A 26,447-nucleotide genomic window follows, 5' to 3' on the forward strand; every position below is an offset into this window, starting at 1 on the left:
TTATATTATAACTCAAACATGTCCGATATAGATTTTTATAAGTGGCTATTCAAGTAGTTATAGCAACATAAATTAGCTCAAATATCATATTGGCAACATGATTTTAATTTTATCCGATATTCCATTGAAAAACTTTTCTATAACCGGATCTTATTTTTTAGATTTTTGCTATTTTGGACAGCAGTGAATTTAGCCGGGAAATTATGATATAATGTAAACAGTTTGAAGTTTAACTTTTGTTTTTCAGTCCGTGATTCTATATATATTCTTCAAGGTCCGGGCTTCTTTTATATATGGGGGATTTCTGTCAGCAATGTTATTTTATGAAGAGAAGGTGTCCAATGAAGTTAAATAACCTGTTCACCAAATCATATTTCACGGTTGTCTGCATCGCGGTATTCACTATAGGACTTATAGCCACTGGGGCCGATTGCGCTGAAACACTTACTCTCGAGAAACTATTGGTTCTTTCACGGAAAGCCAATCCTCTCATTCTTGCCGCTGATACTCGCGTACGTCAACAAGAGGGACGCCTGATACAGGCAAGATCAAACCAGATGCCTCAACTCTACGGATCGTTTGGGTATAAAAAACTGAACGAAACGCCTTCTGCTTACGCCTTTGCTCCTGATGGTAAAACCAGGATCGGCATTGTACCCATGGGATATGAAGAAACCTACAGTGCCGCGCTGAACCTGACCCAGGTCCTTTATAGCGGCGGGACCCTCTCTGCGCGCACGCAAACAGAAAAACTGCTTGTGACCGCCAGAAAAACAGAGCTGGACCGTACTGTCCAGCAGGTTGAGAACGGAGTCCGCATCGCCTTTTACGAACTGCAGAAATCGGTTTCCAGCGCTCAGGTTGCAGCAGAGGCCCTTAATCTTGCCAAGGAACATCTCCGGCAGGTAGAAATTTTTTATCGCACAGGCGTCGTTGCCAAGAACGAGGTCCTGAGGGTCCAGGTCTCGGTTTCCTCGGCCCGGCTGGAGTTAATTCGGGCAGAAAGCAACGTCAAGGTGGCTTGGAAACAGCTCGAGAGAATAACGGGACAGACACTGGAGGGAAATTACAATGTTACGGCCGGAGATTTCAACCTTGAGGAATTCCCTGTTCCAGAAGACCCTCTGGGAAGGGCTTTGGAGCTGAGACCCGAACTGAAAGGTCTCGAGGCATCCAGAAAAGCCGCACTCCAGACCGTAAAGGCTGTCAAAGGACAGGTCATGCCGCAGGTTGAGCTTTCTGCACAGGCCCGTGTTACCGATGATAATATATTCCCTTCAGAAGAGGACGAATTGAGTATAGGGATCGCTGCCGAACTCAGGCTGTTCGATTCAGGGAAAGTCCACGGACAGGTCGTGGAGGCACAGGGAGCGGCTGAAGAATTATTATATCGCATTGAAGATTTGAAGCGCGAGATAGGGCTGGAGGTATCCAGGGCGAGTGTAACCCTTGATTCAGCCATCCAGAGGGTCAAAGTTGCGGAAGATTCTGTGGTCCAGGCCGAGGAGGATTACCGCATGGCCATGAAGCGTTATCAGAATCAGATGGGCACTAACATCGACGTGCTGGATGCACGTCTTGCCATGACCGACACGAGAAACGCAAGGACAAATGCGGTTGCAGAAGCCAGAACTGCCTATGCCGACCTGCTTTATGCCATGGGTGAATTTTAAGAGTGCTTTTGAAAGTTTTCTGCTGAAAGGGGAACAGCTTATAAATGTCTAAGCCTGAAATACTAAACGCTGTAACGCCAAAAAGAAAAAGAAAAATTTTTATCTGGGCCGCCGTGGCAGCTGTTGCCGTGGCAGCAGCGGCAGCGGGGTGGATGATCCTGAGGCCCTCAAACGATCATGCGGGCCTTGTCAGTGGCAACGGCCGCATCGAGGCGACCGAGATAAATATTGCGACAAAACTGGGAGGACGAGTGGTTGAGATAATGGCAGACGAAGGAGATTTCGTAAAAGCCGGTCAACTGTTATCAAAGATGCAGGTCGAAGTGCTAGAGGCACAGCGCAATGAAGCTCTGGCCAAAAAGGAGCAGGCTGTCTCTGCGGTTGCCGAAGCCAAAGCTCAGGTCGCCGTGCGAAAAGGCGACGTTGCTACGGCGGAGGCAGTTGTTAAACAGCGCGAAAGCGAACTCTACGGAGTCCAAACACGCTATGTGCGTTCTAAAGCTCTGATGGAGGAACATGTAATATCTGTTCAGGAATTCGATAATATGACCTCGGAATTCGACGGCAAAAAGGCTCAGCTTGTTTCTGCACAGTCCCAGGTCATAGCTGCTAAAGCAGCTGTAAATGCAGCCGAGGCCCAGGTCGTCAACTCCATATCCGGTGTGGCTGCCGCCCAAGCCACTGTTGCCCGCATAGAGGCTGATATAGAAGACAGCCATCTGAAGGCCCCGCGTAACGGCCGCATACAATATCGCATTGCAGAACCCGGAGAGGTCCTGCCGGCAGGAGGAACAGTCCTCAGCCTGGTCGATCTCAGTGATGTATATATGACCTTTTTCCTTCCTGAGACAATAGCAGGTCAGGTCGCGCTCGGAAGCGACGTTCGAATAATACTCGATGCAGCGCCTGACAGTGTCATCCCGGCAAAGGTCTCTTTTGTCGCCAGCGTTGCGCAGTTCACACCAAAAACTGTTGAGACCGCCAGTGAAAGGCAAAAACTGATGTTCAAAGTCAAGGCAAAAATTTCCCCGGAACTTCTGGAGAAACACATAAAAATGGTCAAGACAGGGCTTCCCGGCGTGGCATGGATCAAATTGAATCCCGAAGATAAATGGCCGGCAGATATGGAAATCACGGTGAAAAAATGAGCCCCGACCAGAAGATCTCAGCCCCTGTTGCCAGCATGACTGAAGTTTCATTGCATTATGGCAAAACACTTGCACTGGACAATGTTTCACTAAAAATTCCTGCAGGCTGCATGGTTGGACTGATCGGACCGGACGGGGTCGGCAAATCCACTATGCTGTCTCTTTTTTCAGGCGCAAGGGCGATCCAACAGGGACAGATAATGGTGCTGGGCGGTGATATGGCCAGCAAACACCATCGCGATGATGTCTGCAACCGTATCTCGTACATGCCCCAGGGTCTCGGAAGAAATCTTGCTCCAACACTATCTGTAGAGGAGAACCTCCAGTTTTTCGGCAGGCTGTTCGGCCAAGACGCGGATGAACGTCGGAGCCGCATAGACGAGCTATGCCGAAGCACGAACCTGACAAACTTTATGGATCGCCCCGCAGGCAAATTGTCCGGCGGAATGAAGCAGAAACTTGGACTGTGCTGCGCGCTGATACATGATCCCGACTTTCTTATTCTGGATGAGCCGACTACTGGCGTGGACCCCCTTGCACGTTCGCAGTTCTGGGACCTCATAAACCGCATACGGAGCGAACGTTCCGGAATGAGCGTGATTGTTGCAACTGCATATATGGACGAGGCTCAGCGCTTCGACTGGCTCATCGCTATGGATTCCGGGAAGGTCCTGGCTACCGGAACACCTGATGAACTGCTTGAGCGTACAAAATCCAGTTCTCTGGACACAGCTTTCATTGCCCTGCTGCCCGAAGAAAAACGCAAGGATCACCGCGAGGTTGTCATTCCGCCTCTTGTTATGGACGAAAATACCGAAAATGCCATTGATGCAATAGGCCTCACCATGCGCTTCGGTAAATTCGTTGCCGTTGACCACGTAAGTCTGAAGATTGCCCGCGGAGAAGTGTTCGGCTTCCTGGGCTCAAATGGATGCGGCAAAACCACCACCATGAAAATGCTGACCGGGTTGCTGCAGCCTTCAGAAGGCCAGGCCTCTCTTTTCGGGCGCAAGGTCAGTGCGAAAAACATTGACACTCGCCGCCGTGTGGGCTACATGTCCCAGCTTTTTTCCCTCTATACGGAACTATCCGTTTATCAGAACCTCGTGCTGCACGCACGGCTCTTCAAAGTACCCGAAGAGGAAATTCCCGGGCGGATCGACGAAATGGTTAAACGTTTTGGACTTGGAGAAGTCCTATCCGCGATGCCGAATAATCTGCCTCTTGGGGTTCGCCAGCGCCTTTCACTCGCTGTGGCAATGGTGCATAAACCCGAACTTCTCATTCTTGACGAACCGACCTCAGGAGTGGATCCAATTGCACGTGATACTATGTGGCAATTGATGATAGACCTTTCACGCAACGACCATGTCACGATATTTGTCTCCACTCATTTTATGAATGAAGCGGAACGCTGTGACCGCATCTCCCTTATGCACGCGGGAAAAGTCCTTGTTACCGACGTGCCTGCTGATCTGGTCAGTAAAAGCGGCGCCGCAACTCTGGAAGAAGCTTTCATTCATTACCTTAAAGAGGCGATCTCAGATGATGAGGCCGTTCCTTCTGCTTCTCCTGTTAAGAGAGAGCGCGCAGAAGTTCCTAACCAGAAAGACAGCCCCCCAGGCTATAAACGTTGGTTTAACTGGAAGCGGGCGTGGAGCTACTGTCTGCACGAATCACTGGAAATAACGCGTGACCCTGCTCGCGGGATAATGGCGCTGTTTGGCACGCTGATCCTCATGTTTGTCGTTGGTTATGGTATAAGCCTGGATGTCGAGGACTTGTCCTACGCAGTGCTTGATCGTGACCAGACAGTACTGAGCCAGAATTATGCGCTGAACCTTTCCGGCTCACGATACTTCACAGAAAATCCGCCGATCACAAATTATGCGGAACTGGAACGGCGCATGGTCTCCGGTGAACTCACTATGGCCATAGAAATACCGCCAAATTTTTCCCGCGATGTGAAACACGGGAAAAATGTACAGATAGGAGCCTGGGCGGATGGAGCTATGCCTATGCGCGCAGAGACAGTGCGTGGTTACGTACAGGGCATGCACCGGAATTGGCTTGAAGATATGGCAAGGAGACAGCCCGGACAGACAGCCGCGGCCAGTACGGCCGCAATTGAAACCCGGTTCCGATACAATCCGGATGTAAAGAGCCTTCCCGCAATGGTGCCGGCAGTCTTTCCATTACTGCTTCTTATGATCCCGGCAATGCTCACTGCGCTGTCGGTCGTACGAGAGAAAGAGATGGGCTCTATTGTCAACCTCTATGTCACACCGGTCAGCCGCGCCGAATTCCTTATAGGCAAACAGCTGCCGTATATAGCCATAGCAATGCTGAATTTCGCAATGATGACTCTCCTGGCAGTCACGGTATTTGACGTGCCGATAAAAGGCAGCCTGCTGACGATGACTATAGGAACGCTGCTCTTTGTCATATTTTCCACAGGCATTGGCTTGTTTTCTTCAACGTTAACAGAAAGCCAGATAGCAGCTATGTTCATGTCAATAATAATTACCATGATCCCGACAATCCAGTATGCCGGGATCATAAACCCTATTTCCTCCCTTGAGGGAATAGGACTTTATATCGGGCAAATTTATCCGGCGACCTATTACCTTAACATCTGCCGGGGAGTGTTCAATAAAGCTCTGGGCTTTTCCAGCCTTTGCCCGTATTTGTGGCCCATTTTGCTCGCAGTGCCGGTTATAATGACCATTTCGATATTGCTTCTTAAAAAACAGGAGTCCTGAAAATGCCAAGTGTAAAAAATATTTATCGTCTGGGAATTAAAGAACTCTGGAGCCTCGCACGGGATCCGATGATGCTGTTTCTGATCATCTACATGTTCACCGGTCAGATATATATTGCAGCGACTGCGATGCCTGAAACACTGCACAATGTTCCTATAGCCATAGTAGACGAGGATGATTCCGCCCTCTCAAACCGCATCATCTCCATCTTCTATCATCCGCAATTTAAATCTCCTGTGTTGATCCCCTTTTCAGAGGTAGATCCAGGCTTGGACGACGGTAAATACACATTCGCACTGGATATCCCGCCTGATTTCCAGAGCGACTTGATTGCAGGGAAATCGCCGGCGATCCAGCTTAACGTGGATGCCACCCGCATGACTCAGGCATTTACAGGAAGCGGTTATATCCAGCAGATGGTCGCAGACGAAATCAGTGAGTTCGTTCGGGGCTACAGGATAAATGCAGAACCAAAGGTGAGCCTTGCGCTTCGCATGCGTTTCAATCCCAATCTTGAGCAGCGCTGGTTCGGAGCATTAGCAGAAATTATAAACGGACTTACCATGCTCTCAATCATACTTGCAGGAGCAGCCCTGATACGCGAACGTGAGCACGGCACAATTGAACATCTGCTGGTAATGCCGGTCACACCGACAGAAATAATGCTTTCCAAGATCTGGTCCATGGGGCTGGTCGTTATAATCAGCGCAGGATTATCGCTGAAGATCGTTGTACAGGGATTCTTAAATGTTCCGGTCCATGGTTCTGTATTACTTTTTCTTTGTGCAGCAGCTCTGTGCATTGTCGCAACAACTTCAATGGGAATTTTTATGGCCACTATAGCACGTTCAATGCCTCAGTTCGGAATGCTTGCATTGCTGATCCTGCTCCCGATGCAGATGCTTTCGGGAGGCCTGACCCCACGCGAAAGCATGCCGGTGTTTGTACAGAAAGTGATGTTGGCCGCGCCAAGCACTCACTTCGTTACTGTCGGGCAGGGTATTCTTTTCCGTGGTGCCGGTATTGAGGACGTGTGGCCAAATTTTCTTGCGATGGCGGTGATAGCGGCCGTAATTTTCGGAATTGCGCTGAATAGATTCCGTAAAACCATCAGCCTGATGGCTTAGTGGGATAGTAAAACATATCAGCGCCCAAATTTGACCGGCATGGATTCTCTATGTGCCAAAGCTTTGTCAAAGTTATCATAAGTTAAAGAGGGAGCTGCTGTAACCTTGACATTATTGCATTTCATGGTATAAAGAGTTGCGGAAGGAAGAGGGCAGCCTTTTCCGCAAAAAAGAAGAGTTCAGGACAGAATATAGAATAGATCAGGAACATTTGTGAGCAGAGATTATTTGCGCATTGCATTGTTGCACACATAGGGGCCCCTGTCTTTTATATATGAGACAGGGCTCTTTTTTAAGGGGATCCCTTTTAATGCATAGGCCCTGGACCGGGCGCGCGGCGCAGGCATAATATGGTTCTACCGTTATTTCTTGTATGTGTGATCATTCAGCGTTTCTTTAAGAGTTATCAGAAGGGGGATTCCGAAATGGCGAACAGAGTCTGCATGGGCAACGAAGCAATAGCCCTCGGCGCGATAAAAGCCGGAGTAAGGGTTGTTTCAGGCTATCCGGGCACACCTTCGACGGAGATAATAGAAACTCTCATCAACGAAAAGGACCCAAACATCAATGTGCAGTGGTCAACGAACGAAAAGGTCGCCCTTGAAGTTGCCGCGGGCGCAGCATACGCCGGCGCACGCTCAATGGTGACGATGAAACAGGTCGGCCTTAATGTGGCAACGGACCCTCTCATGAGCCTCGCCTACATAGGAATAAACGGAGGCATGGTGGTCGCGGTGGCCGACGATCCGGGACCGTGGTCCTCACAGACCGAGCAGGATACAAGGCATTTCGCTAAGCATGCAAACCTCCCTGTCTTTGACCCATCCTCACCTGAGGAAGCTTATGAGATGGTACAGGCGGCGTTTGACCTTTCGGAAGAATTTCAAATCCCTGTTATCCTGCGCCCTACCACAAGGGTATGTCATGCAAGCGCGACCGTTATGCTGGGAGAAGTTCCGGCATTAAAACCCGTATCGGGCTTTGAAAAGAGACCTGAATGGACGATATTTCCTGCTTTATCATATAAAAAACACGGAGAGCTCGAGGCCAAACAGAGGATGATGTCGGATAAATTCAGCGATCTTAAATTCAACAGATTATTTTCGGGCGGCACAAAAGGAGTCGCAGTCTCAGGCGTATCGTACCTATACGCAAAGGAGGTCATAGGCGAATTCGGCCTTGACGTGACTCTCCTTAAGGTGGGGACTCCCTATCCGATGCCGGAGAAAATCACAGAAGAATTTCTCTCTGTTGTAGAATCTGTCCTTGTGCTTGAAGAGCTGGATCCGGTAGTTGAGGAACAGCTGCTTATACAATCCGCGGGGCGTGTACCCATACTAGGCAAACGTACGGGGCTCCTTCCGTGGAACGGGGAATATTGTTTTGAGTCAGTCAAGTCAGCTCTTTTCTCATACCTCGGAATAAAAGCTGAGGAAGAAGCGGCTTCGGTGCTCCCCGAGTTCCCGAAACGGCCGCCTGTGCTCTGCGCAGGCTGTCCGCACCGCGCGTCTTTTTACGAGGTCAAGGTTGCGACAAAAGACGTCAAAAAAGCCATCTACTGCGGAGATATCGGCTGCTACACACTTGGCAACGCAGCTCCCCTCAATATGGTCGACACATGCCTGTGCATGGGAGCAGGCATCACGGTAGCACAGGGGCTCGCACTGGCTGAGCCTGGATCAAAGTGCATAGCCTTTGCCGGCGATTCCACATTCTTCCACACAGGGATCCCGGGGATAATAAACGCCGTCTACCAGAATACTGACATCACCCTTGTTGTGCTTGACAACCACACGACAGCGATGACAGGACATCAGCCCCACCCGGGAACAGGCAGGACTGCGATGGGCAAACCCGCAAAAGCGCTCAGCATAGAGACAATACTCCGGGCATGCGGAGTAGAACATATAGCGACTGTCGACCCGTTCGACTACGAAACCGCGGTTGCTGCTTTCAGGGAGGCCGTCGATTTCTGCGGCCCTTCCGCGGTAATCACAAAAGCGCCATGTATATTCCAGATGAAAAGACCTGAAACAGTCCACAGGGTCAACAGTTCCTGCATAGGCTGCCTTAAATGCATAAAACAGCTCGGCTGTCCCGCAATGACACCTGATGAAAATGGCAAGGTCGTTATCAATGGATCGCTCTGCACAGACTGCTCTCTATGTTCGAATGTCTGCCCTGTGGGAGCCATAAAGAGAGGCGACCGCAATGTTTAAGAGCATAATAATAGCCGGAGTCGGCGGTCAGGGGACACTGCTAGCTTCAAAGATACTCTCCGAAGCTGCGGGGAAAAAGGGGCTCTTTGTGCGCACATCCGAAACCATCGGCATGGCCCAGCGCGGAGGCGCCGTATCCAGCCACCTGCGCATCGGCGCAGAGGACGTCTCTCCTGTCATTCCGCTCCGCCACGCAGACATCCTGCTCGGCTTCGAGCCTGCCGAGGCAGCGCGTCAGATTCCCAGACTCGCTGCAAATGCAGCCGGTGTGATCAACATGGACTGCATTATTCCGACCAACGTCGCGCTGAAGCAGGGTAAATACCTCTGCGACGAATATCTCGCGATACTTAAGGAAAACATCCCCAACGGAGTTTTTCTCAACGGAGCTCAGCTTGCACTGGAAGCGGGAGACTCAAGGGCTCTGAATCTTGTGATCCTGGGAGCCGGCATAGGCTCCAAAATCCTTCCGTTCAGCGAGGCGGAGATACGGGAGGTTATGAAGGAGTGCATCCGCCCTAAGCTGCTAGGGATAAACGAGCGCGCATTCGAACTTGGGATAAAAGAAGCAAAACGATGGTGCAACTGCTGATTGATCCGGTTTCTGCACATCCGGAGTGACAGGATTTGATTTCTCGCCCAACATGCAGAGCTGCAAGACGGAGACAACAAGTCGGGAATGTAATAAGAAAAGGCAAGAGATAGAACAGAAGAGCGGAGTTGAGAAGCATGAATGAATTAACGATCATAAATCAGTGTTTCGCCCAGGTGAGAAGAGCGGCAAAGGCAAGCCCGATGTACCGGATGAAATACGACGGGCTTCCTGTCGACACGATGATGACAAAGGAACAATTTGAAACCCTGCCGTTCACGACAAAGCAGGACCTGCGTGATGCATACCCGATGGGGATGCTCTGCGTGCCCAATGACCAGATAATCCGCGTCCACTCCTCGTCGGGCACGACAGGAGTTCCGGTTATCCTGCCGTACAGCAGACAGGATATTGAAGACTGGGCCGTAATGATGGAGCGCTGCTACCAGTTTGCCGGAGTCACACGTGAAGATCGGGTGCAGATAACGCCGGGCTTCGGACTTTGGACCGCAGGGCTTGGTTTTCAGGCCGGGGCGGAACGTCTCGGCGCAATGGTGGTGCCGACTGGAAGCGGCAACACGGACAGACAGCTCCAGCTCATGCGCGACCTCAAAACAAGCGTACTCGTGGGAACATCATCGTATGGCCTGCTGATTGCCGAAGAGGTCGACCGGCGCGGTATGCGCAGCGATATACATCTCATAAAAGGCATCTTCGGCTCCGAACGCTGGGGCGAAAAGATCCGAGAGCGTATATATCAGACATTGGGCATCGAATTTTTCGACATATACGGGCTGACCGAGATATATGGCCCAGGCATAGCCATAGACTGTGCGGAACATTGCGGTATGCACTACTTCAGCGATTACATATACTGCGAGATAATAGACCCTGCCACAGGCAAAGTCCTGCCTGAAGGGGAACAGGGAGAGATAGTCATAACGGCTTTCCGCAAGGAAGCGGCACCTCTGATACGCTACCGCACTCGTGATATCTCGCGGATGATCCCGGGAGAATGCCCGTGCGGCTCGCCGTTCCCGCGGCTAGACCGGATCGTCGGCAGAAGCGACGACATGATCAAGGTGAAGGGCACAAACATATATCCGGCACAGGTAGAGGACATCCTGCGCAGCATCGAAGGTTTTTCGAGTGAATACCGCATCATTCTTGAGAACGAAGACCTCCGCGACCGCATGATAATCCAGGCTGAGGCAAACGACGGGACAAACCGCGATGAGCTGGCAAAAGAGCTCGAGCGTGCCTGCAAATCAGGGCTTGGCATCAGGGTCATACCTGAAGTCAAGGCTCTCGGCGAACTGCCGAGAAGCGAAAAGAAGACAAAGCGCGTAATAGACAACAGGGATTGAATAAAAGGACGGAAATCAAGACAGGGAGCAGGATGTCTCATCATTTTGCTCCCTGTCTTGCCGTTTGACAGCCCTCAGTAGTTGATGGGATAACCTTCCTCGCGGACAAGTTTGATATATCGGTCCCTGATTTCCGCAGTTATAGGACCTATTCCGCCCTCTCCTACTTCACGCCCGTCGATTTTTGCAACCGGCACGACTTCAGCCGCAGTTCCCGAGATAAAAATCTCATCAGCCGAGTAAAGGTCAAAACGGTTCATAAACGTCTCCTGGACAGGCAGACCCATCTTCTCGGCTATTTCTATAACCGCCCTGCGCGTGATCCCCAGAAGGATCCCGATACCGGGATGCGGGGTCTTGACTATCCCGTCCTTGACAACGAATACATTGTCTCCGGTGCACTCGGCCACGTAGCCCTCGCGCGACATGCAGATGGCCTCGACCGCCCCCGCGTTATGGGCCTCAAGACGAGCCATTATGCTCGGAAGATAATTAAGGCTCTTGATCTGCGGGGCAAGCACTTCTCCATAGTTGCGCCTGGTAGGCGGAACTATGACCGTTATCCCCTTGCGGACCTCTTCCTCGGGATATAGTGCGATCTGGCAGGCAATGCATATTATCGTGGGATTCTTCTTAGTAACCGGGTTAAGTCCCATATCTCCACAGCCCCGTGTCGCGATGAGTCGGATGTATGCATCCTTCATATTGTTCCTGCCGCATGTGTCGGCGACAATTTTGCACATCTCCTGCTTAGTCTCCTTGAGCTTGAGCGCGATCGCTTTGGCAGAGTCGTAAAAACGGTTTATATGTTCCTCAAGGCGGAAAACGCGCCCGTTGTAGGCACGGATCCCCTCAAAGATACCATCACCGTAAAGGAGCCCTGAGTCAAATACCGATATCTTTGCCTCGTCCTCATTATAGAATTTACCGTCAAGATATATCTGCATCCTGCATCACTCCTATTTTTATTATGTGCTTTATAAAATATTATTATTTATGGCCTGAAAAAATTCGTGAACTTCCGGCTTGCCTTTTAGGCCTTGCCCTCGCTCAAACTGTTTTTGAGTACCGCGCCCTCAACTCCGGAGGTCACAAATGCCCTGTAGCGTTCCAGGAACGGGCTGTCCGTGGGCTGCAGCCGCGGGACGAAATGCTTTCTGCGCTCCTCGAGGACTTCTTCGCCTACCATCAGATCAAGCCTTTTTCCCGGGATATCGATGGAGATCATATCGCCCTCCTCAACAAGTCCTATTGGCCCTCCATCTGCAGCCTCAGGCGAGACATGGCCGATTGAAGCGCCCCGCGTCGCACCGGAGAAACGCCCATCGGTGATGAGAGCGACTGAGTTGCCCTTGCCTTGCCCCATTATGGCCGAAGTCGGAGTAAGCATCTCTCTCATGCCGGGGCCTCCTTTCGGACCTTCGCAGCGAATAACGACGACATCCCCCTCCCTTATTTCATTGTTCAGGATGGCTTTGCTGGCGTCCTCCTCACATTCAAATACGCGCGCGGGGCCTTTGTGGACAAGCATTTCAGGGGCCACCGCAGACTGTTTTACTATTGCCCCAAGAGGCGCAAGCGTCCCTTTTATAAAAGCGAGACCTCCCTCTTTGTGATAGGGTCTGTCAACGGGACGGATCACCTCGTCATTTACGACTTCGGCGTTTTTAAGGTTTTCCCGCACAGTCCGGGTAGTTACGGTTATGGCCTCTCCGCTGATAAGCCGCTTTTCAAGGAGCCTTGCCATCAGTCCCTGGATCCCGCCTGCCGCCCATAGGTCCTCTATATGGTGCTGACCGCCGGGACTCATAGAACACAGGTGCGGAACCCTTGAACCAATTTCGTTGAAAGTATCCAACGATAGCTTGAGGCCGGCCGCCCATGCTATCGCCGGAAGGTGGAGAGATGTGTTTGTCGAGCCGCCAAGCGCCAGATCAACTGCTTCCGCGTTGTCGACAGCCTCTTTAGTGAGGATGTCGCGCGGCCTGATGTTCTTTTCGATCAGGGCCATTATTGCGCGGCCGGCATCCTTAGCGAGACGGATCCGCCCTGCGTGGACCGCCGGTATAGTCCCGTTGCCCGGAAGACCGAGACCGAGCGCCTCCATCATGCAGTTCATAGTATTTGCCGTAAACATGCCGGAGCAGGAACCACAGCCTGGACATGCGTTGTCCTCTATCTCGTGCAGTCCCTCATCAGTGATCATGCCTGCGGCTTTCATGCCGACGCCCTCAAAGACACTGTTCAAGTCAAGTGTTTTGCCGTTGAGCTTACCTGCCATCATCGGACCGCCGGATATCACTACGGCAGGAAGGTTAAGCCTTGCGGCGGCCATAGCCATGCCTGGGATTATCTTGTCACAGTTAGGCACCATCACAAGACCGTCAAAGGCATGCGCACGCACCATTACTTCAATGGAGTCCATTATCAGTTCCCTGCTTGGAAGGGAGAACTTCATCCCTTCGTGGTTCATCGCTATGCCGTCGCAAACCCCGATCACAGGAAACTCTATAGGGAGGCCTCCTGCCGCATATATGCCGGCTTTTACAGCTTCGGTGATCGTCCTGAGATGGACGTGCCCCGGAATTATCGCGTTATACGAATTCGCCACCCCGACCCACGGACGTTCTATCTCCCAGTCCGTATATCCTGATGCTTTCATCAGTGCACGATGAGGGCTTCTTTGGTAGCCTTTCTTGGTTTTGTCGCTGTTCATTTCTGATGCCCCCTAATTTAAAATCATTTTGTCTATTGCTCCGCCGGGCGGGACCATGGGAAGAACAAGCGCGTCCTGCGGTATCCTGAAATCGACAAGTGCCGGCCCCGGCACCTCGAGAGCGGCCTCTATCGTACTTCTGATCTCATCGGGCTGCGTCGCAGAGAACCCTTTTACTCCCATGCCCTCCGCTATCTTTACGAAATCAGGATCACGGCTATAGATCGTGTTTGAATAACGGTGGTCATAGAAGAGCTGCTGCCACTGGCGCACCATGCCAAGGCATGAGTTGTTCAGTATGAACACCTTTACAGGAATATTGTGGCGTGCGCATGTATCAAGCTCCTGTATGTTCATCATAAAGCTTCCGTCACCTGCGATGCAGCAGATATGCTGTTTCGGGCAGGCAAGCGCCGCGCCTATCGCGGCAGGAAAACCAAAGCCCATGGTGCCGAGGCCTCCCGAGGTAACAAAACGCCGCGGCTCCTCCACCCTGTAGTGCTGTGCCGTCCACATCTGGTGCTGCCCGACTTCCGTCGTGACTATCGCCTTGCCGCCCGTAACTTCGCGCAGGGTTTCGATGACCTGCCACGGGGCTATTGCCCCCTCGATCTCGTCTCTCGGGAGCGGTTCCTTCTTTCTCATCTGGTCTATGTCTTCGGACCAGATTTTGCGGTCGTAATTTTTCTTCTTCATAGATTTGAAGAAAATATCAAGAATATACCCGGCATCACCGATAAGCCACACATCTGTGCCAATGGTCTTGTCTATCTCAGCCTGGTCCAGATCAATGTGGATTATTTTTGCGTCGGCTCCAAAACGCGCCCTGTTTCCGGTGCTCCTGTCGCTGAAACGTGAACCGATCGCGAGGATTACATCCGCACCCATGAGAGCCCGGTTTGCGACCGGATGCCCGTGCATGCCGGCCATCCCGAGAGAAAGTCCGAGCGGATGTGACTCAGGAAACGCTCCCTTTCCCAGCAGGGAGGTAACGACCGGGATTTCGAGTTTTTCAGCGAAGTTCGTGAGTTTTGCCGCTGCCCCGGAACGGATGACACCTCCGCCGGCAAATATAACCGGGCGCTGTGCACGTTCAAGTATAGACACAGCTTCGTCAAGACGACTGATATCAAGCGCGGTTTCCGGATGATACCCCTTAAAATCAACTTTATCAGGATATACGAATTCACCGCAATTCTTCTGCACATCCGCTGGTATATCAATAAGAACCGGACCCTGCCTGCCTGTCGATGCAAGATAGAACGCCTTCTTTATAGCCGGCGCTATCTGCTCGGGTGTACGGACCTGCATGCTGTGTTTTACGACAGGGAGGGTTATTCCCATGATATCCGCTTCCTGGAACGCATCGGTGCCTATAACATTTGTAGCGACCTGCCCCGTGATTGCAATCATCGGGACGGAGTCCAGATTTGCAGTAGCTATGCCGGTCACCAGGTTCGTTGCGCCCGGACCGGAAGTAGCGATACATACACCGGGACGTCCGCTGACTCTGGCATAACCATCCGCAGCATGTGCCGCAGCCTGCTCATGGCGCATCAAGATGTGATTTATCTTCGAACCGTAGATCGCATCATAGAGATGGATAACCGTGCCTCCCGGAAGCCCGAACACCGTATCGACTCCCTCTGCCTCGAGAGATCTCACCACCATCTCCGCACCGCACATTTTGGACATTGTCTCTCAACTCCCCTGTGTGCTGAAATAACCTGATAATGCTATCCCCGCACATATTTTTTATCCAGCTTCTTCAGTATGGGAAAGCAACGCTGATCAAAACAGACTGATTATGCTCTTTCCCACATCTTCGAATGTTGCCTTCCCGCCGAATTCGAAAGGAAGTTCCTCTATTCCCGCATGTTCCAGAAAATATGAGACAGAGTTCTCAACCGCAGCCGAGGCTCCAGTCTCTCCAAGATGCTGGAGCAAAAGAGCCCCGGACAGTATAGCCGCCACCGGATTTGCCCTTCCCGTACCGGCAATGTCAGGCGCCGATCCGTGTACCGGCTCGAACATGGATAATCCGTCTCCTATATTCCCGCCTGCTGCAGTACCAAGGCCGCCTGCAAGCCCTGCCTGGAGATCGCTGATGATATCCCCGAATAGGTTCGGGCAGAGCAACACCCCATAGGCAGTAGGGTCCCTCACAAGGTGATAGCACAGAGCATCGACGTTGACCATGGCATAGCTGAGCTCAGGGTATTCCTCCGCCATGACCCGCTTTGCCGTATCCTCAAAAAATCCGTAGAGGGCCGAAACTGCGTTTGACTTAGATACGATGGTAACTGTTTCCTCGCCGCGTTTTTTTGCCAGCCGGCACGCGTAGCGTGTGATTCTCTCTGCCCCCGGTCTGCTGTTTACCGCGACCTGCGCCGCAAACGGAAATGCGGGGTCTGTTTTGAGAGAGAGATTACCGACGAGTTTATAGCTCCCGCGTTCCACATTTACAGGCATGTCCAGTTTTCCGTTTTCAGTCACAGAACCAATGCCCATGTAAAGGTCCTCCGTGTTCTCCCTGACGACGACCGAGTCTATCCGTTTACCGCCTAGCGGGACAGGAGTCGAGACTCGCGGAAGTGACAACGCGGGGCGCAGGTTCACATATTGATCGAAGCGGAAGCGCAACTCCAGCAGTATACCGCGTTCCAATATACCGGGCCTGACCTTTGGGTCACCGATCGCGCCGAGCAACATTACATCACACTTTGACATCTCCTCTATCATATCTTCCGGCATTATCTCTCCGGTCGCAAGGTAGTGGCGCGCACCGCAGGGAAACTCCCTCCAGTCAAACAAAAATCCAAATTTTCCGCCGACCCTGTCAAGCACTTTACGCGCTTCGCCTATGACCTCGGGGCCTATTCCGTCTCCGGCTATGACTGCAACTTTATATTTTTTCATAGTCTCTCACATCCGCACTATTTGCCGAGCCTGGCACGGACATACGGAACGAGCCCGCCAAGCCCGATGAGGTTCTGCAGGAATTCAGGGAATGGCTTTGCCTGATAGGTTTCGCCCTTCGTGATGTTGGTGATAATCCCCTTTGAAAGATCCGCCTCTATTTCGTCGCCTTTTGATATGCGGCCGGCTTCTGCGCACTCAAGTATAGGGAGCCCGATGTTTATCGCGTTGCGGTAAAAGATCCTTGCAAACGACGGCGCTATGACGCATGAAATCCCTGCGCCCTTTATGGCGAGCGGTGCGTGCTCACGGCTCGAACCGCAGCCAAAATTGCTGCCCGCCGCTATCATGTCTCCTGCTTTCACCCCGCTCGCAAAAGTACTGTCTATGTCCTCCATGCAGTGCTGCGCAAGCACTTTTTGATCGCTCGTTACGAGATATCTCGCCGGGATTATGACGTCGGTGTCTACGTTATCTCCGTATACCCATGCCCTGCCTTTGAGTTTTGTCTCCATGCGCTACGCCTCCCGTACCGTGATATCTCTTGGATCGCAGATACAGCCCGTAACTGCCGCTGCCGCTGCGACAAGCGGCCCGGCAAGCACGACTTCGCTCTTCGGCGAACCCATTCTGCCGATGAAATTCCTGTTGCTCGTCGACACACAGCGTTCGCCGGCCGCCAGAATGCCAAGGTGTCCGCCGAGGCACGGCCCGCAGCTCGGTGTGCAAATGGAGGCTCCCGCATCGATAAAGATATCGAATAGCCCCTCTTTCATCGCTGCACGGTACACTTCGTATGATGCGGGAATGACCATCAAGCGGACATTGGGATGGACCTTGTGTCCCCTGAGTATCTTTGCTGCCTGCTGCAGGTCGCGAAGACGCCCGTTCGTGCATGAGCCTATAAACACCTGATCGACCGGCGTCCCGGCTGCCTCGGATACGGGCCTGACGTTCTCCGGAAGATGCGGCATTGCGACCTGAGGCTCCATGGAAGAGGTATCTATATTGACCGTCTTCGAGTAAACGGCGTCACTGTCCGCATAGACGGGTTCAAATTGGCGCGCCGCGCGTGCTTTGGCATAAGCGAGAAGCTTCTCGTCAGGGTTGATGAGCCCTGTCTTAGCCCCTGCCTCAACTGCCATATTGGAGATGGTGAACCTGTCGTCAAGCGAAAGATGCCGCATCGCTTCACCGTGAAATTCAAGCGCCATGTAGCGTGCGCCTTCGACTCCGATCCTGCCGATTAGGGCTAAAATCATGTCCTTGCCGCACAGCCACTCCGACGGCTTGCCGTCGTAAACGACCTTCATGGTCTCGGGAACGCGGAGCCAGGTCTCGCCAAGAGCCCATGCCGCAGCCAGGTCGGTCGAGCCGACGCCGGTCGCAAGCGCGCCCATAGCGCCGTGAGTGCAGGTGTGGCTGTCTGCGCCCAGGACTATCTCTCCCGGAAGCACAAGTCCGTTCTCCGGCAGGAATGCGTGTTCAACACCCACACGCCCGACCTCCCAGAAAAGCATACCCTGTTCCTTTGCAAATTCACGACAGGCCTTAACCTGTTCGGCGGAAGCAATATCTTTCGCCGGCGTGAAGTGATCCGGCAGAACGGCGCAGCGTTTCGCGTCAAAGACCTTCTCCGCACCCATATTTTTGAATTCTTTTATCGCCGGCGGGCCGGTGATGTCGTTTGCAAAGGCGAAGTCAACGTTGACTCGGCAGATGGCCCCTGCCTCAACGTGATCCTTTGTATGCCCGGCGATAATAGCCTCAGCTAGCGTCATCGCCATTCAGTCTGACCTCCTTTGCCGCCGCCGCAGCGTAGAGCCTGTTTGCAGCGTCAATGTAGGCCCTGAGAGAGGCTTCTATGATGTCTGTGCTGGTGCCGCGTCCCTGTGCCTGTACATCTTTATAGTGCAGTATCACGCGGGTCTCGCCCTGGGCATCAGAACGCTCGCTCGTGGCCCCTATGCGGAAACCCTTGAGCTGAGGGTTGAACCCAAGTATCTTTCTTACCGCGTTATAGACGGCGTCGACCGGACCGTTTCCGGTAGCCGCTTCTGTGTAATCGACATCGCCTGACGTGAGGGTAACGCTCGCTGTCGGTTTACATCCCGTACCGACCTGCACAGCGAAATCCCTGAGCGTGAAGCGGCGTTCCGGTACAAAGGACAGGACTCTGTCCAGGATAAGGGCTTCGATGTCGCCGTCCGAGACATCTTTCTTTTTGTCACAAAGTTCCTTGAAATAGTTGAAGGCAACTTCCATATCATCATCACAGAGCTGGTAGCCAAGGCTCTCCACCCTGTCTCTGAAAGCATGGCGGCCTGAATGTTTTCCCAGTACGAGGTCGGATGCAGGCGCCCCTACCGTCTCCGGCGTCATTATCTCGTAAGTTGCGCGGTTGCAGAGCATCCCGTGCTGGTGTATCCCTGCCTCGTGAGCAAACGCGTTAAGACCTACAACTGCCTTGTTAGGCTGGACCATCACGCCGGTAAGATGGGAGACCAGCTTGCTGGTGCTGTAAAGTTTTGTAGTGTCTATGTTTGTCTTTGCGGAATAGTGGTCAGTTCGGGTATTGAGCGCCATGACGACCTCTTCCATAGAGGCGTTGCCTGCCCTCTCTCCGAGGCCGTTGACCGTGCACTCAACCTGACGCACACCCGCCCTTACCGCAGCCAGTGAGTTCGCGACCGCAAGCCCGAGGTCGTTATGGCAGTGGACCGACCAGATAATATTTTCAGGCGGATTGACTTCGGTCATTATATTACTTACAAAGTCAAAAAATTCCTCAGGCTGCGCATAACCGACAGTATCGGGTATGTTAAGCGTTGTTGCTCCGCATTCTATAGCAGTCTTGAAAACTTCAATCAGGAAAGACAGCTCGGAGCGGCTGGCGTCCTCGGCGGAGAACTCTACGTCCTCCACAAGCGAACGGGCCAGCGTGACACCGCTGCGGACTTCGGCAAGGACTCCTTCTTTGTCCATCTTGAGCTTATACTCCATGTGTATCGGACTTGTAGCGATAAATACATGTATACAGGGATGTTCGGCATCCTTTACGGCCTCTCCGGCCCTGCGTATGTCTTCCGCGCGCGTCCTTGCGAGTCCGGCGATGACAGGCCCCTTTATCTCGCGCGCAATTGCCTGCACCGACTCAAAATCTCCGGGCGATGCAGCCGGGAATCCGGCCTCTATGACATCAACTCCAAGCCTCGCAAGCTGGCGTGCTATCTGAAGTTTTTCACCCTTATTCAGATTTATATGCGCAGCCTGTTCGCCATCCCTCAGTGTCGTGTCAAAAATTCGTAAATGGTCTGTCATGTCGTTATCTCCTTCCCTGTCAACCGGTCATTACCTTTAAACATCCGGATGGTGTTCGTTCTCCGGCAGCAAAACGACCGCCGTACCGCCATCCGGACGCAGTTCATCTAGAACTTCGGTATCTCCTTGGATTCCATCCATGGCATCATCTTGCGAAGTTCTTTGCCTACCTTTTCGCACTCTGCCTCCTGTGCGTTCTTGGCCCACTTTTTCATGCGCGGACGGCCTGTCTGGTTTTCAAGTATCCAGTCACGGGCAAAAGTTCCGTCCTGGATCTCATTCAGAAGCTGCTTCATTGCCTTGCGTGATTCTTCGCCGATGACGCGCGGTCCCGCAATCATGTCACCATACTTGGCAGTATCGCTGACTGAGTAACGCATCCAGCTCAGACCGCCTTCGAAGATCATATCTACGATGAGCTTCATCTCATTGATACACTCAAAATAAGCCATCTCCGGCTGATATCCGGCATCTACAAGGGTCTGGAACCCAGCCTGCATAAGTTCGCTTACGCCGCCGCACAACACGGCCTGTTCTCCGAAAAGGTCTGTCTCTGTCTCCTCACGGAAGCTGGTTTCGATAATTCCCGCTCTGCCTCCGCCGATCGCCGAGGCATAGGCAAGCGCGAAATCCTTGGCCTTGCCGGATGCATCCTGATATACCGCGATCAGACAGGGAACTCCCTTGCCCTCCTTGTACATGCGGCGGACGATGTGTCCGGGCCCCTTGGGTGCAACCATAAATACATCATGGTCCGGACCGGGGACTATCTGTTCGAAGTGGACCGCAAAACCGTGGGCAAACGCGAGCTTGGTATCCTTTTTAATGTTCGGAAGGACTTCGTTCTTGTAGATCTGGGCCTGAAGGTGGTCCGGGATGAGGAACATCACGGCATCAGCCTTCGCTGCCGCCTCGGCTACCGTATAGACCTCAAAACCGTCTTTCTCGGCGACCGCCTTTGACTTGCTTGTCGAGTGAAGTCCGATGATGACCTTCGCTCCGCTGTCGCGCAGGTTCTGTGCATGAGCATGACCCTGGCTGCCGTAACCGAATATCGCTATCGTCTTTCCATCAAGAAAACTAAGGTCTGCATCGCGGTCGTAATATACTTTTGCCATAACAAAAACACTCCTTCTCCCTTTCGGGTCTGTGAAATTTTGATATATTTATGCACGGGCCTCCTGATGAGGCCTAGACATAACAAATAAATCGATTCATGCCATCTCTTCGGAATTCTCCGGCAGAAAACCTGAACGGGAGAGGGCGACCTGCCCCGATCCGGCAGTCTCGATAATGCCGTAAGGTTTGAGCGCCTCCATACAAGCGATAAGCTTCCCTCTGTCACCGGTAACTTCGAGGGTGATCGCCTCTGCTCCGAGGTCGACGACACGACAGCGGAATATCTCCGCCGTCTGCAGCACGTGCGGACGCCTGTCGAGGGGAGCCCGTACCTTTACAAGGGCGAGCCAGCGCTCAACGAACGGTCCTTCCTGCGTAAGGTTGGTTACATCTATTACCTCTATGAGTTTAAGCAGCTGTTTGCGTATCTGCTCATAGACTCCTTCCTCACCTTCGATGACAACCGTGAAGCGCGACACTCCCGGAGTGTTTGTACTCCCTACGCTGAGGCTCTCGATATTGTAGCCTCTCCTGTAAATCAGGCCTGCGATACGCATAAGGACGCCCGGATTATCTTCCGACAGAATGCTGAAAGTATTCCTCATTATGTGATCCCTCTCTCCGATAAACGTAATGAAAAAAAAAACCGGGACCCCTGAGAGGGTCCCGGTCCGAAAGTAACACGACGTCTAAGCGTCGGCCACCTCGGGGGACCCGCCGCTAATAAGAAGTACCAGTACGAGAACGAGACTAAATACATCGGGTATAAAACTTGTTCTTCTCACAGCCATCCCACCTTTTTGTGACCTAAGCCAAAATATTCCCCACGGGGGTTTTGTATATTGCAGGACATAATAAGGCACCTTTTCCTTATTGTCAACTTAATTTGCCGGAATTCCTTTAAAATCCAAGCCGCGGAACAATAGTCTGTCAATTCCATAATAACGTGTCAACTCCCGAAAGATTTTCGGCATCATGTCATGCGCAATCAAGTTGCATTTTTGTGGAATTTATCGGATAATCGAAATGATGTAATCAGGCAATCATCAGGAAGGGTGACAGACATGCAGGTAGAAAAAATTTTAAGCAGCGCCGGGCTTCGCATGACGCGACAGCGGAAGGTCGTCCTCGAACTGCTGCTTGAAAACGGCTCTCCCCTCTCTCACAGTGAAATCTCGTCCATGCTGGATGAACCGCTGGACAAGGTGACCCTTTACAGGACTCTCCAGACGCTTCGATCCGCCGCGATCGTCCATCAGGTTCAGGGACTTGACGGGGTATGGCGTTTCTGCGCACACGATCCTGATACCAAGGGATGCCCCGGAGACCATCCGCACTTTCTCTGTCTTTACTGCGGAAAGATGTTCTGTCTGACTGATCAGCACCTGCCCAGGATAGAGGTGCCTGAAGGCATGAAAGTTGAGGGGAAGCAGCTCGTGGTTTACGGCTGCTGCCCTGAATGCGCACCAAAAAAGAAGGACGGAGAGGAGCAGCAATAGATGAAAATAACAATGATCCCACTTGAGGAAGCCGTGGGCAGACCGCTCGCCCATGATCTGACGCAGATCGACGCCGTAAACCATAAAAAATCAGCGCGTTTCAAAAAAGGACAGATCATAACAGAGGCCGACATCCCGACGCTCAGGGATATGGGCAGGGAAAACCTCTCTGTCATGGAGATGTCTCCGGGAGATGTCCACGAGGACGATGCCGCGCTGCAGCTTGCCGAAGTCCTCTGCGGTGATAACCTGCGCATAACAGGCCCGGATGAGGGGCGCTGCAACCTCGTGGCGGAACGATCCGGCATACTCTGGTATATAGCCGAGACAGTAAACCGCGTCAATCAGGATCCGGACTGGGTGCTCTCGGCGCTTGCCCCTCACCGCCCGGTGCTTGAAGGGCAGACGGTAGCCGGATTCCGCATACGCCCGCTCGTTATGGAGGATTATCGCGTAGAACGGGCCGTGGCTGCCGTCCGAGGGAGCAAGCCCTTCTCTATCCTGCCGTTTCGCCCGCTCAAAACCGGGCTTGTCACTACAGGCAAAGAAATAATCGACCACAGGGTAGAGGATGCATTTAAACCCAAACTGCATGAAAAGCTTGAAAAACTGAACGGCACACTGATCGGCCAGCGCTTCTCATCCGATTCACTCGAGCAGATAGCAGCAGCGATAAGCGCTTTCCTCAAGGAAGGCGCCAAGGTGATAATATGCACCGGAGGCATGAGCGTCGACGCGGATGACAGGACCCCTGGAGCGATACGCTCCGTCTGCCGCAAGATATCATTCCAGGGAACGCCGGCGCTTCCCGGTGCGATGCTGATGCTCGGTTGGGCAAAATCACCCGTTGACGGCGAGGATGTCGCTGTCATAGGAGCACCTGCGTGCGTGGCATTCGACGATAGGACCGCACTCGATAAGCTGCTGCCATTCATCTTTGCCGGAGTCGAACCCGGAGACCTGGTGAGGCGCTGGGGCGTCGGAGGGCTGTGCGAGCATTGTCCCATCTGTCACTATCCAAGCTGTTCCTTCGCGGCAGGAAGTTAAACAACTTCGGCTGTTCAGAAACAAATGAACAGCCGCATGACAAAAGGACTGGAGGTCTTCCATGAACAAAGAATTACTGAAACTCATCAACTCAGAGGTTGAGTCCGGACTGTACGGCGTGCTCTGTACAGTCACGGAGGAAACGGGGTCAACCCCGCGGAGCCGCGGAGCTTCAATGTGGGTTCGCCCTGACGGAAGCATAAGCGGGACGATCGGCGGCGGGCTTGTCGAATATGAAGCGATACAGTATGCGCTCGGATTGCTGAAGAGCGGGGAAACATCCGCTTTATGGAGAAAGGATCTGACAGAAAAAGAGGGAATGGCATGCGGCGGCTCGGCCTCAGTATTCATGGAAGTAATAGGCCGTGAAGACGAACTGGTAATATTCGGGGCCGGCCATGTCGGCAAGGCGGTTGCCCAGGTCGGAGCCTTTGCAGGTTTCCGCGTCACCGTATGGGATGAGCGTGAGGAATTTGCAAACACAGAGAACATACCATGTGCAAGAACGATAGCCTGTCCGCTTGAGAAAATCTACGAAAATGGCATATATCTGCATGACAGAAGCTACGTCGTAATCGTCACAAGAGGTCACACTCTAGATGCCGCAACTGTTGCAATAACAGACAAAAAACCCGGGGCATACTACGGAATGATAGGTTCGCGCAGCAAAATCGCCACAGTGCGCAAAATACTTCTCGAACAGGGAGTGACAGAGGCACACTTGAACCGCCTGCACCAGCCGATAGGGATCCCTATCAAGGCCGAGACACCGGAGGAGATAGCTGTCTCCATCGTTGCCGAAATAATAGCCGTCAAACGCGGAGGCGATGTAAACGGGTTGAGAGGCATAATGAATTAGCAAAAGATACTGTACGAAAAGTGACGACTTGTCCCCTTTTCCAAATCCGGCTCTCAACAGGCTATAGGAGATGGGATAAAAAGGGGACTTTCGGCGTCACTATACCTTTTGTGACAATGGCCCCGGCGGCGGCATATCCCTTCCGGACGCGCACTCCTTCAAAGATGACAGCGTTCTCTACCACCAATACATTATCTTCAACTCTATGCTATGCTGATCTTGCCACTTGAAAAACACGCAGTATGATGACCTGATCATCCTAAGGGAGGCTTCATAATAAGTGAAAAAACCTTGCATCGTTTTTTTGACCCTGATAATTCTCTCCTCAATATCATATGGCACAGCATCCTTCGCGACCGGCAAATCATCGCCAAATATTATTGAGACAAGTCCGGAGAAAAAAGTTATAAGTGTTTTTTTGATCATTCCTGACACATATAAGGATAAAGAGACTATCAGCAGCATGGTACATGAAAAACTTGGGAAAATATTTCCTGAAGACAAGTTTGCGGTATTGCCGATAGATGAATGCACACAGGCAATGGAAACACTCATGGATGATAAGAGCCGCAGAGGCAGGAAGTTTGATAATACCGACGTACAGGTCCTGTCTCAGCAAATGGGTGCCGATTATGCACTTTGGATAGATATCTCAAACGGCCAGCCGCAAATGGAGGTCAATTTGCTTAAAAGCACTTATAAAGCTACTGTGACCTGTGATATAAAATTGCTTGATGCAAAATACGGCAAACTCATTGCAGGAGAACTGATCAACGCAAAAGGTGAGACCACAGGCCATACTCTAACTCTAAGTAAACCTTCTTTTGACAGTACTTATAACGAAGCTTTGAAAAAGGCGCTTGACAGGCTGTCGATAGATACAACAAAACTGTAAAAACGTTGCTTATCACACCACATAGCTTAAAATACGAAGATATATGACAACGTTTGATTGGCATTGAAACTGTTGCGGAGGTGGAAATATGAATTTTATCTGCACTAAATGCGGAAGGATCGAAAGCACGCATACCAGAAAGCATAAATGTGACTGCGGAGAGCTATGGAAGCTGGATTTTAAGGCGCCTGCTTTTGATGAAGCCTTGATCGACAGAAGCGTATGGGGGATGTTCCGCTACAGGGCCTTCATGGCTTTGGAAGGAGAGGCATGGCGCGACGTCTCCTTGGGCGAGGGCATGTCTCCTATCATTATGTTTGACGAGGATGTTTTGCTTAAAATGGACTATTTTATGCCCACTCTCTCCTTTAAAGACAGGGGCGCTGCCGTCCTGATCGCCCACTGCAAGACAATAGGGGTCGGCTCCGTTGTGCAGGACAGCAGCGGCAATGCAGGAAACAGCGTTGCAGCATATTGCGGAAGGTGCGGGATCGAATGCGAAATTTTTGTTCCCGAGGGTACCTCACCCAAGAAAATCGACATGATCCGCGCACACGGCGCCCACGTAAATATAGTCCCCGGTTCCAGGGACAATTGCGCCGACGTCTGCAGGGCGAAGGTTGAATCCGAAGGAAAGTATTACGCTAGCCATGTCTATAACCCTTTCTTTTACGAGGGCACTAAGACCTATATTTACGAAGTATATGAACAACTTGGTCGAATTCCCGCTAATATATTCATACCGCTTGGAAACGGGACATTATTCATCGGGGCCGTGAAGGGCCTGGAAGAACTACTCGGCAGCGGTGCCATAAATAGTATGCCGCACTTAGTGGCAATTCAGAGTGAAAACTGCGACCCTTTTGTCAAAGCGGTTACGAGAGGTGAAAAACATCCAGCAAAAGTCACCCCGAAACCTACCCTTGCCGAGGGCATTGCAATAGGCGTGCCTATACGCGGAGAGGAAATCCTGGAATATATTTATAAATACAATGTGGAACTGATAACTGCACCGGAAGACCGCATCCTTGAAGCCAGAGCAAAGCTTGCCAGGAGCGGAATTTACTGTGAACACACAACTGCCGCCAATTACGCCGCTTATATGAAATACTGCGAGCTGCACGGAAAAACGCCCGACAGCCTGCTAACTATGTGCGGGGCAGGCCTTAAATCTGATCACTGAC

At 52.0% G+C, this 26,447-nt stretch carries 21 protein-coding genes; 12 read left to right on the forward strand and 9 right to left on the reverse strand.

Annotation, left to right across the window (positions count from 1 at the left end):
- The first annotated feature begins 341 nt into the window (after positions 1-341).
- The 7 genes from LLF78_05925 (at position 342) to LLF78_05955 (ending at position 10,888) form a co-directional block, all read left to right on the forward strand.
- A complete protein-coding gene (locus tag LLF78_05925; protein ID MCE5202030.1) occupies positions 342-1,673 on the forward strand; it encodes a TolC family protein in 1,332 nt (443 codons plus the stop codon).
- 44 nt (positions 1,674-1,717) lie between these two features.
- A complete protein-coding gene (locus tag LLF78_05930) occupies positions 1,718-2,821 on the forward strand; it encodes an efflux RND transporter periplasmic adaptor subunit (protein MCE5202031.1) in 1,104 nt (367 codons plus the stop codon).
- Positions 2,818-5,583, forward strand: coding sequence for a ribosome-associated ATPase/putative transporter RbbA (rbbA, locus tag LLF78_05935; GenBank protein ID MCE5202032.1), 2,766 nt, complete (start codon positions 2,818-2,820; stop codon positions 5,581-5,583). Before LLF78_05930 ends, rbbA begins: the two co-directional genes overlap by 4 nt.
- Positions 5,584-5,585: 2 nt before the next feature.
- Positions 5,586-6,710 (forward strand): ABC transporter permease, encoded by a 1,125-nt coding sequence (locus LLF78_05940; protein MCE5202033.1) that lies wholly within the window; start codon positions 5,586-5,588, stop codon positions 6,708-6,710.
- Positions 6,711-7,135: 425 nt separating this feature from the next.
- A complete protein-coding gene (gene iorA, locus LLF78_05945; protein MCE5202034.1) occupies positions 7,136-8,929 on the forward strand; it encodes an indolepyruvate ferredoxin oxidoreductase subunit alpha in 1,794 nt (597 codons plus the stop codon).
- Positions 8,922-9,521, forward strand: coding sequence for an indolepyruvate oxidoreductase subunit beta (locus LLF78_05950; GenBank protein MCE5202035.1), 600 nt, complete (start codon positions 8,922-8,924; stop codon positions 9,519-9,521). The genes iorA and LLF78_05950 overlap by 8 nt, the downstream gene beginning before the upstream one ends.
- A 137-nt stretch (positions 9,522-9,658) precedes the next feature.
- Complete coding sequence (locus tag LLF78_05955; protein MCE5202036.1) at positions 9,659-10,888, forward strand: phenylacetate--CoA ligase; 1,230 nt, start codon at positions 9,659-9,661, stop codon at positions 10,886-10,888.
- Positions 10,889-10,962: 74 nt separating this feature from the next.
- Here LLF78_05955 and ilvE read toward each other — a convergent pair whose 3' ends face one another.
- From ilvE to ilvN, 9 genes are all read right to left on the reverse strand, one after another.
- Positions 10,963-11,835, reverse strand: coding sequence for a branched-chain-amino-acid transaminase (gene ilvE / locus LLF78_05960; protein ID MCE5202037.1), 873 nt, complete (start codon positions 11,833-11,835; stop codon positions 10,963-10,965).
- A gap of 86 nt (positions 11,836-11,921) precedes the next feature.
- Complete coding sequence (gene ilvD / locus LLF78_05965) at positions 11,922-13,604, reverse strand: dihydroxy-acid dehydratase (GenBank protein ID MCE5202038.1); 1,683 nt, start codon at positions 13,602-13,604, stop codon at positions 11,922-11,924.
- A 12-nt stretch (positions 13,605-13,616) separates the two neighbouring features.
- On the reverse strand, positions 13,617-15,299 hold the full coding sequence (ilvB, locus tag LLF78_05970) for a biosynthetic-type acetolactate synthase large subunit (protein MCE5202039.1): 1,683 nt from the start codon (positions 15,297-15,299) through the stop codon (positions 13,617-13,619).
- A gap of 96 nt (positions 15,300-15,395) precedes the next feature.
- Entirely contained in the window at positions 15,396-16,523 is a 1,128-nt protein-coding gene (locus LLF78_05975; GenBank protein ID MCE5202040.1) for an isocitrate/isopropylmalate dehydrogenase family protein, read from the reverse strand.
- Positions 16,524-16,540: 17 nt separating this feature from the next.
- Entirely contained in the window at positions 16,541-17,038 is a 498-nt protein-coding gene (locus LLF78_05980; protein ID MCE5202041.1) for a 3-isopropylmalate dehydratase small subunit, read from the reverse strand.
- 3 nt (positions 17,039-17,041) lie between these two features.
- The gene (locus LLF78_05985; protein ID MCE5202042.1) at positions 17,042-18,310 is read right to left on the reverse strand and encodes a 3-isopropylmalate dehydratase large subunit; all 1,269 of its coding nucleotides are present in this window, start codon (positions 18,308-18,310) and stop codon (positions 17,042-17,044) included.
- The gene (locus LLF78_05990) at positions 18,291-19,844 is read right to left on the reverse strand and encodes a 2-isopropylmalate synthase (protein ID MCE5202043.1); all 1,554 of its coding nucleotides are present in this window, start codon (positions 19,842-19,844) and stop codon (positions 18,291-18,293) included. Before LLF78_05990 ends, LLF78_05985 begins: the two co-directional genes overlap by 20 nt.
- 107 nt (positions 19,845-19,951) lie before the next feature.
- Positions 19,952-20,962, reverse strand: coding sequence for a ketol-acid reductoisomerase (gene ilvC, locus LLF78_05995; protein ID MCE5202044.1), 1,011 nt, complete (start codon positions 20,960-20,962; stop codon positions 19,952-19,954).
- A 96-nt stretch (positions 20,963-21,058) separates the two neighbouring features.
- Positions 21,059-21,568 (reverse strand): acetolactate synthase small subunit, encoded by a 510-nt coding sequence (ilvN, locus tag LLF78_06000; protein ID MCE5202045.1) that lies wholly within the window; start codon positions 21,566-21,568, stop codon positions 21,059-21,061.
- 459 nt (positions 21,569-22,027) lie between these two features.
- Between ilvN and LLF78_06005 the strand changes: the two genes are divergently transcribed.
- The 5 genes from LLF78_06005 (at position 22,028) to LLF78_06025 (ending at position 26,446) form a co-directional block, all read left to right on the forward strand.
- Entirely contained in the window at positions 22,028-22,462 is a 435-nt protein-coding gene (locus LLF78_06005; protein ID MCE5202046.1) for a transcriptional repressor, read from the forward strand.
- The gene (locus LLF78_06010) at positions 22,463-23,509 is read left to right on the forward strand and encodes a molybdopterin-binding protein (protein ID MCE5202047.1); all 1,047 of its coding nucleotides are present in this window, start codon (positions 22,463-22,465) and stop codon (positions 23,507-23,509) included. It abuts the gene before it with no gap.
- A 61-nt stretch (positions 23,510-23,570) separates the two neighbouring features.
- Positions 23,571-24,368, forward strand: coding sequence for an XdhC/CoxI family protein (locus LLF78_06015; protein ID MCE5202048.1), 798 nt, complete (start codon positions 23,571-23,573; stop codon positions 24,366-24,368).
- Positions 24,369-24,648: 280 nt separating this feature from the next.
- Positions 24,649-25,263, forward strand: a complete 615-nt coding sequence (locus tag LLF78_06020; protein MCE5202049.1) for a hypothetical protein — start codon at positions 24,649-24,651, stop codon at positions 25,261-25,263.
- Positions 25,264-25,351: 88 nt separating this feature from the next.
- Positions 25,352-26,446, forward strand: a complete 1,095-nt coding sequence (locus LLF78_06025) for a threonine synthase (protein ID MCE5202050.1) — start codon at positions 25,352-25,354, stop codon at positions 26,444-26,446.
- The last annotated feature ends 1 nt before the right edge of the window (position 26,447 follow it).

Source organism: Synergistaceae bacterium, assembly GCA_021372895.1.
In the GTDB taxonomy this organism is placed as follows: Bacteria; Synergistota; Synergistia; order Synergistales; family Synergistaceae; genus JAJFTP01.